Annotated in this window: 15 protein-coding genes; 6 read left to right on the top strand and 9 right to left on the bottom strand. The window is 68.7% G+C overall.

The window, feature by feature from the left end; all coding sequences use genetic code 11:
- The first annotated feature begins 61 nt into the window (after positions 1-61).
- Positions 62-334: a DUF4190 domain-containing protein gene (locus FS532_RS06125; protein WP_186321935.1), complete on the top strand. Its 273-nt coding sequence runs from the start codon at positions 62-64 to the stop codon at positions 332-334.
- Positions 335-841: 507 nt separating this feature from the next.
- On the opposite strand, the gene FS532_RS06120 is transcribed toward FS532_RS06125, so the two are convergent.
- From FS532_RS06120 to FS532_RS06095, 6 genes are all read right to left on the bottom strand, one after another.
- Positions 842-1,036, bottom strand: coding sequence for a hypothetical protein (locus FS532_RS06120; RefSeq protein ID WP_144751433.1), 195 nt, complete (start codon positions 1,034-1,036; stop codon positions 842-844).
- Positions 1,037-1,079: 43 nt separating this feature from the next.
- The gene (locus FS532_RS06115; RefSeq protein ID WP_260852588.1) at positions 1,080-1,514 is read right to left on the bottom strand and encodes an alpha/beta fold hydrolase; all 435 of its coding nucleotides are present in this window, start codon (positions 1,512-1,514) and stop codon (positions 1,080-1,082) included.
- 50 nt (positions 1,515-1,564) lie between these two features.
- Positions 1,565-1,798, bottom strand: a complete 234-nt coding sequence (locus tag FS532_RS06110) for a hypothetical protein (RefSeq protein WP_144751427.1) — start codon at positions 1,796-1,798, stop codon at positions 1,565-1,567.
- Between the two features lie 162 nt (positions 1,799-1,960).
- Positions 1,961-2,764, bottom strand: coding sequence for a MerR family transcriptional regulator (locus tag FS532_RS06105; protein WP_144751424.1), 804 nt, complete (start codon positions 2,762-2,764; stop codon positions 1,961-1,963).
- Positions 2,757-3,293, bottom strand: coding sequence for a VOC family protein (locus FS532_RS06100; RefSeq protein WP_144751421.1), 537 nt, complete (start codon positions 3,291-3,293; stop codon positions 2,757-2,759). Before FS532_RS06100 ends, FS532_RS06105 begins: the two co-directional genes overlap by 8 nt.
- Positions 3,294-3,463: 170 nt before the next feature.
- Positions 3,464-4,447, bottom strand: a complete 984-nt coding sequence (locus FS532_RS06095) for an aldo/keto reductase (protein ID WP_144751418.1) — start codon at positions 4,445-4,447, stop codon at positions 3,464-3,466.
- 66 nt (positions 4,448-4,513) lie between these two features.
- On the opposite strand from FS532_RS06095, the gene FS532_RS06090 reads away from it, so the two are divergent.
- The gene (locus tag FS532_RS06090; RefSeq protein ID WP_144751415.1) at positions 4,514-4,945 is read left to right on the top strand and encodes a MerR family transcriptional regulator; all 432 of its coding nucleotides are present in this window, start codon (positions 4,514-4,516) and stop codon (positions 4,943-4,945) included.
- A gap of 369 nt (positions 4,946-5,314) precedes the next feature.
- On the opposite strand, the gene FS532_RS06085 is transcribed toward FS532_RS06090, so the two are convergent.
- The 3 genes from FS532_RS06085 to FS532_RS06075 all read right to left on the bottom strand — a co-directional run bounded on the left by FS532_RS06085 (position 5,315) and on the right by FS532_RS06075 (position 8,112).
- Positions 5,315-5,686: a VOC family protein gene (locus FS532_RS06085; RefSeq protein WP_144751412.1), complete on the bottom strand. Its 372-nt coding sequence runs from the start codon at positions 5,684-5,686 to the stop codon at positions 5,315-5,317.
- A gap of 94 nt (positions 5,687-5,780) precedes the next feature.
- Positions 5,781-6,476 (bottom strand): helix-turn-helix transcriptional regulator, encoded by a 696-nt coding sequence (locus FS532_RS06080; protein ID WP_144751409.1) that lies wholly within the window; start codon positions 6,474-6,476, stop codon positions 5,781-5,783.
- A gap of 154 nt (positions 6,477-6,630) precedes the next feature.
- The gene (locus tag FS532_RS06075) at positions 6,631-8,112 is read right to left on the bottom strand and encodes a mannitol dehydrogenase family protein (protein ID WP_144751406.1); all 1,482 of its coding nucleotides are present in this window, start codon (positions 8,110-8,112) and stop codon (positions 6,631-6,633) included.
- A gap of 157 nt (positions 8,113-8,269) precedes the next feature.
- Here FS532_RS06075 and FS532_RS06070 point away from each other — a divergent pair, with 157 nt between their 5' ends.
- From FS532_RS06070 to FS532_RS06055, 4 genes are all read left to right on the top strand, one after another.
- The gene (locus FS532_RS06070; protein ID WP_144751403.1) at positions 8,270-8,908 is read left to right on the top strand and encodes a TetR/AcrR family transcriptional regulator; all 639 of its coding nucleotides are present in this window, start codon (positions 8,270-8,272) and stop codon (positions 8,906-8,908) included.
- Positions 8,909-8,982: 74 nt separating this feature from the next.
- The gene (locus FS532_RS06065; protein ID WP_144751400.1) at positions 8,983-11,577 is read left to right on the top strand and encodes an MMPL family transporter; all 2,595 of its coding nucleotides are present in this window, start codon (positions 8,983-8,985) and stop codon (positions 11,575-11,577) included.
- 196 nt (positions 11,578-11,773) lie between these two features.
- Positions 11,774-12,217 (top strand): MarR family winged helix-turn-helix transcriptional regulator, encoded by a 444-nt coding sequence (locus FS532_RS06060; protein WP_144751398.1) that lies wholly within the window; start codon positions 11,774-11,776, stop codon positions 12,215-12,217.
- Positions 12,218-12,268: 51 nt separating this feature from the next.
- Positions 12,269-12,481, top strand: coding sequence for a hypothetical protein (locus FS532_RS06055; protein WP_186321934.1), 213 nt, complete (start codon positions 12,269-12,271; stop codon positions 12,479-12,481).
- Position 12,482: the final 1 nt, after the last annotated feature.

The raw sequence follows: 12,482 nt of genomic DNA, 5'->3' as shown, positions 1-12,482 counted from the left end.
AGCACCCGTAGGTGTTCGACTGACCGATCGGCAGGTGAGACAGGGCGGCTACGCTGCGGTGGTGACTCTGAGTACGTCGCCGGGTGCACGCGATCAAGCCCCCTTGAACCAACTTGCGGTCGTCGCGTTCGTGCTTGCCTTCTTTGCGGGCATCGTGGGAGTCATCATCGGAGCCATCGCTCTCCGCGAGATCGCGAGAACGGGTCAGCGCGGCCGGAAGCTCGCGGTAGCGGCCATCCTCATCGGGAGTGTGCTCGCCATTGCTTTCGTCGGCGGGGCTGTCGTCGTCTTCTTCTCGATCATCGATCGAAACGGCTGTGCGTACCCGTGCTGATCTGCGTTCAGCGGTGATCGCCCGAACCGCGACCGCTGACCGGTCCATCACCGGACCTGTCTCGGTGTTGAACCTTTCGCGCGGATGCACGATGAACTTGGAGGAACGTTCGGCCTCACCGTGATTGTTGGCGGTCAGGTGGTCTCCGTCCGGCACGGCAATCGGTCAGAGCACGTCGAGAGGCGCCGTCGCCTCACAGCGGGAGGGCGCCGGCGGCCGCGAGTAGATGCGCAAGCGCTTTGACCAGGTAGCTGAAGGCAACGGAGACGACACGACTCACCGCACCGATGCAGACCTGCCGGTTCGCACTCGACGGTCCCTGCACATGCGCGACGTCACTGTCGGCAGTGGCGCGGAGACGTCGCTGCCGTTCTGGCGCGGCTCCCGCAATGCCGTATCAGCTGGTCGCTCGGGCGGCTCTTTCCTCGGACCAACGACCAGGAGCCGCGCGATCGGGACGCCCCGAGCCGTTGGGCGCCAACGTTCCGGTTCAGGTCTCAGGCGACCTCAGCGCTTGCTCTGATTGCGGAGACTCCAGATGCCGAGGTACAGGGACCAAGGCATGAGAACCACCAGCGGCAGCCATGAACCAACCAGCCTGGTGTTGAGGGCCAAGTTCAGAAGCCCCAAAGCGAGCATCAGCGAAGCAGCGATAACGGCAAACCAGGCGAATGGCCGAGGCCAGGGCTTCATCGATCTCACGCCGGGATGCTACCGAGGCGGCGCTGCCTCGGTAACCGATCGCTCATCGGACGTCGCTGTTGATGACCTCCGACATCGCCCGCAGCGAAGTGAGGCCTACGGACCCGGCCCGGCTTGAACGGGCAGCCACGTGCGCCGGTTGAACGACACCCGCCAGGGTCGCGATGCCGAGCACGCGGTCCCGACGCTTGTGCGCGACATGTCGGGCGATCATGCCGCCGAAGGAGTTCCCGATGACGGCGAAGGGCTCTTCGCCGAGGTGGTCGTCGATCTCAGAAAGCACTTCGTCTGCCACCTCGACCGCGCTCGCCGCGGTCGAGGACCCGGCAGCGCCCTCGGCCCACGGCAGGTCGAGGAACACCATCCGCCAAGGCAGGTCCTGCACGGCGTCCGCCAGCGGCAGCATGATCCGATGATCCACACCGAACCCGTGGAGGGCGACGAGCGGACGACCAGAACCGAGAACGCGCGCAATCACTCGGTAAGCCTACGAGTCGCCGGTGCCGATACAGGATCCTCAACCGGCCCCTAACTCCCGCGCCTCCGCTTGATCCAGGTGCCGAGTCCTTGCGCGAACACGACGACCCCGCAGACGACGAGCACACCGACCAGCACCGGCGTCGGAATCATGTTCAGAGGCCCTTGATTCACGCGACCTTCCGGAGCCGCAACCACCGGTCCGACGACAACGCCCATGATGACGAAAACTGCCCCGAGCCCCATCTCTACGACTGGATGAGGTGAGTTGAAGAACTTAGCCATCCGATGTTTTTCCCATCCTCGCACTTCGCGCCCTTGCGAGCGCACGACTGATCAGACCATGGCGTCCCGATAGCCGATCTTGTCATCGAGACGGTGGCTCAGGGCAGCGTTCGCTCCCACGTTGACGTCGGCTGCTACGCGCGCGACCGTGAGCTGCGACTCCTACTGCCAGGTGGCGGTGTCGGGGTCGATGCCGCGGGCGCGTGCGCAGGCGTCGATGATGCGACGCAACCACGAGGCGAGGCCGGTTCGGACGCCGTCGTAGTGTGCGGCGTACGCGGGATGGGCTTCGTACATGCGGCCGAGGACGACCTGCATCTGCCGGGTAATCGGGAAGTAGGCGGAGAACACCTCGCGGTGCTGTTCAACGAGAGCGTCCGCGGCCGGGCTGCCGGGTTCGACACCAGCATCCATGGCGTCGGCAAGGGCCTGATCAAGCGCCGCCGACGCATCGGCGACGGCCTGCCAGTCGTCCACGGTGCGTGACGCGGAGCGTTCGGCGTAGTGCCGCCACTCCGGCGTGTCGCCGTAGAGTTGCCGCGCCGCAGCCGGCCACTGCGGATTCCATCCAGGCCCGAACGTCGCGGTCTGCTCCTCAGCGGTCATGAGCAGCCCGTGCTCGTGGGCGTCGGCCATCCGGGCCAGGTCATCGCCCAGCGCGCTGAGATGCTCGATCCGCGCCGCAAGCTGGGACTGCTGGGCGCGCAGCGCAATGACAACAGCCGCACTCGAATCGTCGAGAACGCTCCGAATGGCTTCCAGGTCGAGCCCCAGCTCGCGGTAGACGCCGATGCGCCGCAGCCGCTCGAGGTCGCTTTCGGCATAAAGCCGGTACCCGGCAGCTGACCGTGACGACGGCCTCGCAAGGGCGATCTCGTCCCAGTGATGCAACGTCCGGACCGTCACGCCCAGGCGCGCCGCGGCCTGACCAACAGTCAAGTCCACAGCGTCGCGGTCATCAGGCATGCGCTCCATTCTTCTCGCCGTCGGCGCCAGGTGCGGTGATGCCGATCGCTTCGAGGTGCTTAGCGGTCTGGCTGGCCGGCTCGAAGGGTTTCGCGGCAGTGAAGACCACTCGCACCCTCTCCGGCGTGATCACCTCGACATCGCGAGTGCCCCAGGGAGTGTCCCGCGGCTCGCTCACCACGCCCGCCTCGTGGGCTCGGCACGCGGCGACGAGGGCGTCGATCTGGTTCAGGACGCACGCGAAGCTGAAGCTCACCGCCGGCGCCTGATCCGGAGCGGACGCGGTTGGGACCAGCAGGACGTCCTGAAAGGCCCACCGGCGCAGGTGCACGAGCTGGCCCGGCACGCTGAACAGGTCGAAGAAGCCCAGGCCGCGGGTCCAGAAGTCGACGGAAGCGGCCAGGTCGGTTGTCGGGATCGTCACGAACGACGGCATCCCGTAGATCCCGTGGAATGGCTCAGGCACGACCACGTCAGGGCCGGGGGCGGGGACCGGGCTCATCTCAAAGGCGTTGTAGTAGCTGCTCATGGGTCCACGCTCTGCCCTCACGCGGCGTGAGGGTCAAATCGGGGAACTCTGGGACCAACCTGTTGGCCCGGTTCACCGAGTTGCCGGCCCGCATCCGGAGAACGATCGTCTGCCGGACGGCAGAAGCGACTCGCGGCACCTCCTGAGTACCGCGGGTCGGTCCGGCTGCGTCAACCGCGGTCGCGAGCCATTCCGACTTCCGTATTGCGAGTGCCAACAGCCACCCCGTGCGGGGAAGCATCTTCGATGCGGTCGAGATCGCTCGTGGTGAGCACCAGGTCAGCAGCGGCGACGTTCTCCTTGACTCGGGACGCTTTGGTCGTGCCCGGGATCGGGACAGTGCCGGCTTGGATCAGCCACGCCAGCGCGAGCTGCGCGGTGGTCACGCCCTTCTCATCGGCGATGACTTTCAGCGCCTCGACGACGCGTAGGTTCGCATCGATGGCTTCGTCGGAGAACCTGGGGAGGTTCCGCCGCGCATCCCCCTCGGGGAGGTCGTCCTTCCGAGTGACGGTGCCCGAGAGGAATCCACGGCCGAGCGGCGAGAACGGCACGAACCCGATCCCGAGCTCCGCAGCGGTGTCGAGGACTCCGTTGTGCTCGGCGTCGCGCTCGAACAGGCTGTATTCGGACTGGATCGCGGAGATCGGGAACGTCGCGTTCGCACGGCGCAGGGTCTCGGATGAGGTCTCGGAGACGCCGATGTAGCGGGCCTTGCCGGCGGTGACCGCTTCAGCCATCGCGCCGACGGTGTCCTCGATCGGCACGTTCGGGTCTGCTCGGTGCAGGTACCAGAGGTCGACATGGTCGGTGCCGAGGTGGCTGAGGGACCTGTCGATCGCTCGACGCGCATGTTCTGGGGAGCCGTCGAGTCCGATCGGGGTGCCGTCGTCGGTGAAGTCGGTGGCGAACTTCGATGCGACGACCACGCGGTCGCGATCCCCACCGAGGACGCGGCCGAGGAGCTTCTCGTTCTCGAACGGCCCGTACGCTTCCGCGGTGTCGAACAGGGTGATCCCGAGGTCGAGGGCTTGTCGGATGGTGTCGACGGAGCCCGCTTCGGTCGCGCCGCCGTAGAAGGCACTCATACCCATGCAGCCGAGTCCGAGCACGGACGTGACGAGGCCCTGGGAGCCGAGGGGGATCTGTTGCATGCGTCTTCTCCGTTCGTCGCCGGGAGCGCCCGGTCGCCGTCGACCTTCCACCCTGGTGTGCACACCATGTCAAGTGGAAGACTCGACCTCATGCTGCTGCCCGAGGTCCACGTCAATGAACCGGTCACGATCAGCGCCGCCGCGGAGCTGCTCGGCATCACGGTCGACACGATCCGGTACTACGAAAAGGAAGGGATCGCACCGGCACCCGAGCGCGGTCCGGACGGGTGGCGGCGGTACGACACGGCGGCGCTGAGCTGGCTCGCTGGGACCGCGATGCTCCGCGGCACCGGGATGCGCGTGCAGGAGATGCGCGAGTACGCGGCCGCCTACCGGGCCGGCGCTGACGACGTCGCACGGCTCGCTCTCCTCGAGCAGCACCACGAGGCAGTCCTCGCCCGGCAAGCCGAAGTGCAGCGACACCTCACGGCACTGGAACGGAAGATCGCGGCATACCGCGATGCCATTGCCATGACCGACGCCGACTCGACAGTCTGACCCCACGCCTGGACACGACCCCAAGAGAGAACGGCCTGTCTCGATGGACGGTCCCCGATGGTCGTCCCGGCGCCCCGGCGCACCGTGTCTCCCCCACCCATGCCGCTGGCCGCTGGCGCTGTCTCATGTGGGTGGTCCGCAGTCTTCGCGATAGCGGCCCGCCATCCGAACACGACCGAGATCGTTCCTCGTTGGCCGTCTGCCCGCGACCTCCTGCGTCGACGTCACGGTCCCGCCGGCTGGAAGTCCGACGAGTCAGGAGGCGGACACCAGACGAGCAGCTTCCGAGGCCGTCATGGTCCCGGGCCGTCACGACAAGCGCGACGATCAGGGCCGACGCCCTGACCGAACAGTTCGCGGAACGCGGGGTCAGACCGGACGACTGAACAGGTTCACGAGGTTCCCGTCCGGGTCCCGGAACAACGTCGACCGGTTGCCCCACGGCATCGTGGACGGCGGCAGCACGACGTCGTGGAGCCCCTCGCGGAGGCGCTCGAACGCTGCGTCGACGTCCTCCACGAGGAACTCGACGATGACACTCCCGTTCGACGCCGCGGCCGGCGCGGCGTCCCCGAGCATCGCGACGGTCGCCGGCGTCCCGAGCGCCAGGACCACACCACCCGTCACGATCTCCGCGAACACCGGTGCCGGACGCCGCGCCGCAGTCCCGGTGACGCGCTCGTAGAACGCGACCATCCCGTCCAGGTCTTCGGTGATGATCCGGATCGATGCGAACTCCATGGTGTGCCTTCCCGGGCGACCTCGGTGACCGCCCGGGTCGAGCCTCCTCGCCCGGCGCGACACCGTGCTGTCGGTGTTTCCCGGATCGGTCGGGTCAGTCGCCGAGGACGGGTCGGAGCACCCCGTGCGGGATGTCGAGCTCCTCGACGCGGACCACTCGTGGCGGGGCGGCCTCGTCGGTCTCCTCGACGGCGAGCACCCGGTCGCCGCGGAACGCCCGGATGCCGTCGCGCAGGCGGCACCAGGCCACGAGGTACCAGTCCTCGCCCTTGCCGATGTACCCGAGCGGCTCGACGGTGCGCTCGGACTCGGCTCCAGCACGGTCGCGGTAGCGCATCCGCACGACGCGGCCCCGGGTGAGCGCGGCCGCCAGCGCCGTCGGTGCGGGCACCCGGTCACCGGCCTCGAGCAGGTGGACCCGACCGGCGAGCCGTGCCGTTCGCCGGGCGTCGTCCTCGGTGAGGACCGCCGTGACCTTCCGGGCAGCGCTCCGGGCGGCCTCGCGGAACGGACTGTTCCCGAGGGTCGCGAGGCCGATCGCCACGGCGAGGGCCTCCTCGACCGTGAACCCGAGCGGCGGGAGCGTGGCACGCGCGTCGATCGTGTAGCCGCCCGTGCGTCCCAGTTCGGCCCAGATCGGGACCCCGGCCTCCTGCAGGGAGACGAGGTCGCGCTCGACCGTGCGCGTGCTGACGCCGAAGTCCTCGGCGAGCCGACGTGCGCTCCGGCGCGCAGGCGCGGCGGCGCGCAGCGCCTCGACGAGCGCGTACAGGCGATCGGTCCGGTTCACGACGCGACCCTAGCGCCCGAAGACGGGACCACAGACGGACAGGGCCCACGCCGCCGGTTCCGGGCTGACGCGCCAGCGGCAGACCGGCCGTGCCGGTGGGGAGAGGCGCGGTGCCAGCTGGCACCGCGCCTCCAGTCCGATCGTCGGTTGCGTCTCAGGAACGCGACAAGCGCGTCACCGTCGCGTGCGCACCCTCGGTGAGGAGCCCGTCGAGGGCGTCGCGGTACGCCGCGACGAAGCGCTCGTCGTCGACGAGGTCCCCGAAGACCTGCCGGTTCGCGACGAAGGCGAGTCGGTCGTCGCGCTGCGTCTGCGCGATCGCCGTGAGCTGATCGGCCAGGCGGTCGACGACGGTGATCGGTTCGCCGGACTCGTCGGTGCCCTCGGCGTACCGCGCCCACGACGCCACGATCCCGGCGGACAGCGTGACGGGCCCACCGGACGCGAGGTTCTCGCGCACGACGGGCAGCAGCCACTTCGGGATGCGGTCGCTCGACTCGGCGCAGAGGCGTGCCAGGGTGTCGCGGACCTCGGGGTTCTGGAAGCGCTCGATGAGGGTGGACTTGTAGTCCTCCAGGTCGATGCCGGGGACGGGCGTGAGGGTCGGCGTGCCCTCCTCGTCCATGTAGCGGCGCAGGAAGGTCGCGATCGCCTCGTCCTGCGTGGCCTCGTGCGCGTAGCGGTAGCCGGACAGGTACCCGAAGTAGCAGAGGCCCTGGTGCGAGGCGTTGAGCAGTCGGAGCTTCATGAGCTCGTACGGTTCGACGTCGTCGACGAGCTGGACGTCGGCCTGCTCGTACGGCGGACGTCCGGCGGGGTGGTCGTCCTCGAGCACCCACTGGAAGAAGGGCTCGGCGACGACGGGCCAGGCGTCCTCGATGCCGAGTTCGTCACGCACCCAGGCGCGGTCCTCGTCGGCGGTGACCGGGGTGATCCGGTCGACCATCGAGTTCGGGAACGACACGTGCTCGTCCATCCAGTCGGCGAACGCGGGGTCCTGCAGGCGGGCGTAGGCGGTGAACATGTCGCGCGCCACGTGGCCGTTGCCCTGGATGTTGTCGCACGACATCACCGTGAACGGCTCCTGCCCACGGTCACGGCGTCGGCGCAGGGCCTCGACGACGAGTCCGAACACGGTGCGCGGCGGCGCGTCACCCCGCAGGTCGGCCGCGACGCCGGGCTCGTCGGCGACGAACTCGCCCGTCACGTGGTCGAAGTTGTAGCCGCCCTCGGTGATGGTCAGGCTGACGATCTTCGTGTCCGGGTGCGCCATCTTCTCGACCACGGCGTCGGGATCGTCGACGGCGAGCAGGTAGTCGACGATGCTGCCGATGACGCGCGACTCCCGGGTGCCGTCCGGGTGCTTGAGGACGAGCGTGTACAGCCCGCCCTGCTCGGCCATCGCGGTCGCCATCCGACGGTCCTGCTCGAGCACGCCGACGCCGCAGATGCCGTAGTCGCGGGCCTCGCCCTGCTGCAGGAGCCGGTCGACCACCATCACCTGGTGGGCTCGGTGGAAGCCGCCGACGCCGAAGTGCACGATGCCGGCGGTGATCCCGTCGCGGTCGTAGGTCGGGACGGCGACACCGCTCGCGGCGATCTCGTCGAGGGTCTCCGGGGACAGGCGGACGGGCATCGGGTACTCCTTCGTACGGCGGACGTGCTCGGCCCAGTCAACCACGCACAGTTGTGCTGCACATCGTTTCTGCCGCTCAGCTGCCTCCGGGGTACGAACCTGAGGATGCACTCCTACTCGTTGCACCGAGTGCATCGATGCACCTAGTGTGATCATCGTGACCCTGTCGATCGACCGCCGTGCTGCCCTGAAGGCGAAGCACCGAGCGGCGATCCTGCAGGCAGCGCGCGACCTCGTCGAGGAGCGCGGCGGCCGCGGGTTCAGCGTCGACGACCTGGCATCGCGGGCGGACATCGCACGCCGGACGGTCTTCAACCACTTCGGGTCCCTCGACGAGGTCCTGCTGGCCGTGTGCGAGCAGGAGCTCTCGGTCATCATCGACCGCTTCCTGGCCGACATGGCGAAGACCCCGATCGGCGACGGCAGCCGGGCCTCGATGTTCGACGAGCTCGAGTCGGCGGCTCGTGGCGCGGACCTGGCGCCCGCCATCGCCGGCATGTACCGGATCCTCGGGGACCCCGGCAAGGACGACCCGAAGGCAGCCGTCCTCACCCAGACCGCGTTCGCCCGGGTCACCGAGCGCCTCCGTGAAGAGGTCGCCCGGCGACACCCGGCCGCCGACGCCCTCGACGCCGCCCTGCTCGTCGAGTCCCTGATGAGCGGGATCGTCGTCATCGCCGAGCACTGGCTCACGACGACCGGTCCGCGCCTCGACCAGGACGCGCTCGACGCCTGGGACGCCCTGCTCGCCCGCCTCGTGCACAGCGTCCGCAGCGGCTACATGCCCACCGACTGACTCCACCTCCAGGGGTTCACCGGCGCACCCCACCTCCTCCACAGCACCTGACACGAAAGGAACGGGGCAACCGCATGGCCGGTCTCCTCTACCGTCTCGGACGGTTCTCCGCACGACGCCACTGGCTCGTGATCATCGCCTGGGTGGTGATCATGGGCATCGCCGGCGTCACCTACACCCTGTTCGCCGGGACGATCTCGTCGTCGATCACCATCCCGAACACCAAGACCAGCCAGGTGCAGGACGAGCTCGCCGACAAGTTCCCGTCCGCGAACGGCGGCAACGGGACGATCGTCTTCGAGACGAAGAACGGCAAGGCGTTCACCGACACGCAGAAGGCCGACGTCGCTGACTTCCTCAAGGGCATCGAGAAGCTCGACGGGGTCAAGGGCGCCACGAGCGGCTTCGACACGCAGAAGCAGCTCGACGACGGCCGCCAGAAGATCACCGACGGTCAGGCGCAGATCGCCGACCAGGAGTCGCAGATCACCGACGGCCAGACCCAGATCGACTCCGGGAAGCAGCAGATCGCCGCGGCCCAGCAGCAGCTCGACGCGCAGAAGCAGCAGGTTGCCGCCCTCACCGGTGCCGCCCAGAGCGCCGCGCAGGCACAGCTCGACGCCGCCCAGCAGCAGATCGACGCGCAGCAGCAGACGATCGACGCCTCGCAGCAGAAGCTCGACGACGGCAAGTCGAAGCTCGCCGACGCGAAGCAGGAGCTCGACGAGAACGCGCGACTGCTCGAACTGTCGAAGGACATCCGCTTCGTGTCGTCGAACGGCAGCGCCGTCATCGGGACCGTGCAGTTCACGAAGTCGACGTTCGAGGTCCCCGCGGACACCAAGACCGCCATCGCGGACAAGGCGGACGACGCCGACATCAGCGGCGTGAGCGTGTACGTCTCGAACGACATCGCGCAGGGCGTCCCGTCGATCCTCGGCCCCGGTGAGATCGGCGGCGTGATCATCGCCGCGCTCGTGCTGTTCCTCATGCTCCGCACGATCATCGGCGCCGCCGTGCCGCTCGTCAGCGCCGTCCTCGGCGTCGGGGTGGCCTCGCTCGCCGCCCTGTCGTTCTCGAGCCTCGTCGAGTTCATCTCGGTGACGCCGGTGCTGGGGGTGATGCTGGGCCTGGCGGTCGGCATCGACTACTCGCTCTTCATCCTGAACCGACACCGGACCCAGCTGAAGCAGGGCATGCAGGTGCACGAGTCGATCGGGCTCGCGAACGGCACCTCCGGCAACGCCGTGGTCTTCGCGGGCGCGACCGTCATCGTCGCCCTGCTCGCGCTGAACATCACGGGCATCCCGTTCCTCGGCCTGATGGGCACGGTCGGCGCGGTCGCGGTGTTCTTCGCGATCCTCATCGCCACGTCCTTCACCCCGGCGCTGCTGTCGCTCATCGGCATGCGGATCCTCCGGAAGAAGGAGCGCGCGAAGATCGGCAACACCGACTCGACGCGGGTGCCGAACAAGCCCATGTCGACCTGGCGCGCGGTCATCACGCTCGTCGCCGGTGTCGCGGTCCTCGGCACGATCGCCCTCCCCGCCACGCAGATGCGCCTCGGCCTGCCGACGGGTGCGTCCGAGTCGGTCGACTCCAGCCAGTACAAGGCGTACAAGGCGCTCGACGAGGAGTTCGGCGCCGGCCAGAACGGCCCGCTCCTGGTCGTCGCGACGCTGCCGAAGGCGATCAGCAAGGACGACGTCACCGCGACCGAGGTCACCATCGGCGAGGCCCTGGCGAAGAACGACGACGTCAAGGCCGTCCTGCCGATCGGTGCCTCCAAAGACCGGGACATCATCGCGTTCCAGGTGAAGCCCGCCGGTGGCCCGGACAGCGTCTCCACCGAGACGCTCGTGAAGGACCTCCGTGCGCAGGACGTCACCGTCGACGGCGGGAAGGCCACGCTCGGCGTCGCCGGCAACGCCTCGGCGAACATCGACGTGTCCGAGAAGCTCGCGGACGTCCTGCCGCTCTACCTGGTGGTGGTCGTCGGCCTGTCGCTGATCATCCTCATCATCGTGTTCCGGTCGTTCCTCGTGCCGATCACCGCCACGGCGGGCTTCATCCTGTCGGTGATGGCGTCGTTCGGTGGCCTGACCGCGATCTACCAGTGGGGTTGGCTCGGCAGCGTGTTCGGGGTGCACGACCCCGCACCGATCCTGAGCTTCCTGCCCATCATCGAGATCGGCATCCTGTTCGGACTCGCGATGGACTACCAGCTGTTCCTGGTGTCCGGCATGCGTGAGGCCTACGCCCACGGCGCATCGGCCAAGGTGGCGGTCCAGCGCGGCCTGCACGCCGGTCGCGCAGTGGTCACGGCGGCCGCGATCATCATGATCTCGGTGTTCGCGGGCTTCATCTTCTCGGACTCCTCCACGATCAAGCCGATCGGGTTCGGCCTGGCGTTCGGTGTCCTGGTGGACGCCTTCGTCGTCCGGATGCTGCTCATCCCGGCCGCGATGCACCTGCTCGGCAAGAGCGCCTGGTGGTTCCCGAAGTGGCTCGACCGGATCGTGCCGGACGTCGACGTGGAGGGCGCGAAGCTCGAGCGGTCGCACCCGGTCGCCGGGCACGAGAGCACCCACACCGGGTCGCACGCGCTGCCCGTGGAGCCGGACGCGCACGCGCACGAGTCGGGGCACCCGCCGGCGCACCGCGCGTAGTCGACGCACCCAGCCTGGAGGCGCGGGTCGACCCACGTGGGTCGACCCGCGCCTCCAGTCGGTTGCGGCGCAACCCCGCTATCGAGTGAGCAGAAATCGTCGCCTCCGCCGGCCGGACCCGACGATTTCCGCTCACTCGTTGAGCGAGGAACCGGCCATCCGCGGACCCTTCGTGGGCGAACGGTATGGTGGGCGGATGACCGAGACCGACGTGGACCCGCTCGCCCTCGACCGGCAGCTCTGCTTCGCGCTCGCGGCGACGAGCCGGAGCGTCATCGGGCTCTACCGCGACCTCCTCGACCCCATGGGGCTGACCCACCCGCAGTACCTCGTGATGCTCGCACTGTGGGAGCGGGACCCCCGTTCGGTCCGCGAGATCGCCCGCGAACTGCGACTCGACTCCGCCACGCTGAGCCCGCTGCTCAAGCGGCTGGAGGCCTCCGGCTACGTCCGTCGCTCGCGCAGTGCCGCCGACGAACGGCAGCTCGAGGTCTCGCTGACCACCGCCGGCCGGGCACTCCGAGACCGCGCCCGAGCCGTCCCCCTCGCCGTGGCCGACCGACTCGGCTGGCCACTCGAACGCCTGGAAGCGCTGAAGGACGAACTGACGGCACTGCTCGTCGTCGTCGACGAGGTGTGATCCGAAGCCGTTCGTGGCACAATGGTTCGTGCACGAACGAAAGGACGGACCGTGGGTCGCTTCGGACAGTGGTACGAACGGTGGAACAGCACGCTCATCGCGAAGATGGGGCCCTCGCAGATCGGTGCCGGACACCCCGAGGGCGTCGACGACCGCACGATCGACCGGGGCTGCCCGATCTGCGGCCAGCCCCTCTCGCTGCACCAGGTGATCCGTCCCGAGGGGCAGGTCCGCTCGTCGACGCTCGTCTGCCCGCGCGGCTGAG

Source organism: Curtobacterium pusillum, assembly GCF_007673235.1.
Lineage (GTDB): Bacteria > Actinomycetota > Actinomycetes > Actinomycetales > Microbacteriaceae > Curtobacterium > Curtobacterium pusillum_C.
The sequence above is the reverse complement of the archived record's forward strand: the minus strand, read 5'-3'. Positions and strand labels throughout refer to the sequence as shown.

What these genes read in the sequence shown, in the direction of transcription:
- FS532_RS06065 (WP_144751400.1), top strand. Translation starts at nt 8,983, where the DNA reads ATGGCCGGTCTCCTCTACCGTCTCGGACGGTTCTCCGCACGACGCCAC.
- FS532_RS06105 (WP_144751424.1), bottom strand. Translation starts at nt 2,764, where the DNA reads ATGCCTGATGACCGCGACGCTGTGGACTTGACTGTTGGTCAGGCCGCG.
- FS532_RS06110 (WP_144751427.1), bottom strand. Translation starts at nt 1,798, where the DNA reads ATGGCTAAGTTCTTCAACTCACCTCATCCAGTCGTAGAGATGGGGCTC.
- FS532_RS06090 (WP_144751415.1), top strand. Translation starts at nt 4,514, where the DNA reads ATGTCAAGTGGAAGACTCGACCTCATGCTGCTGCCCGAGGTCCACGTC.
- FS532_RS06100 (WP_144751421.1), bottom strand. Translation starts at nt 3,293, where the DNA reads ATGAGCAGCTACTACAACGCCTTTGAGATGAGCCCGGTCCCCGCCCCC.
- FS532_RS06085 (WP_144751412.1), bottom strand. Translation starts at nt 5,686, where the DNA reads ATGGAGTTCGCATCGATCCGGATCATCACCGAAGACCTGGACGGGATG.
- FS532_RS06060 (WP_144751398.1), top strand. Translation starts at nt 11,774, where the DNA reads ATGACCGAGACCGACGTGGACCCGCTCGCCCTCGACCGGCAGCTCTGC.
- FS532_RS06095 (WP_144751418.1), bottom strand. Translation starts at nt 4,447, where the DNA reads ATGCAACAGATCCCCCTCGGCTCCCAGGGCCTCGTCACGTCCGTGCTC.
- FS532_RS06075 (WP_144751406.1), bottom strand. Translation starts at nt 8,112, where the DNA reads ATGCCCGTCCGCCTGTCCCCGGAGACCCTCGACGAGATCGCCGCGAGC.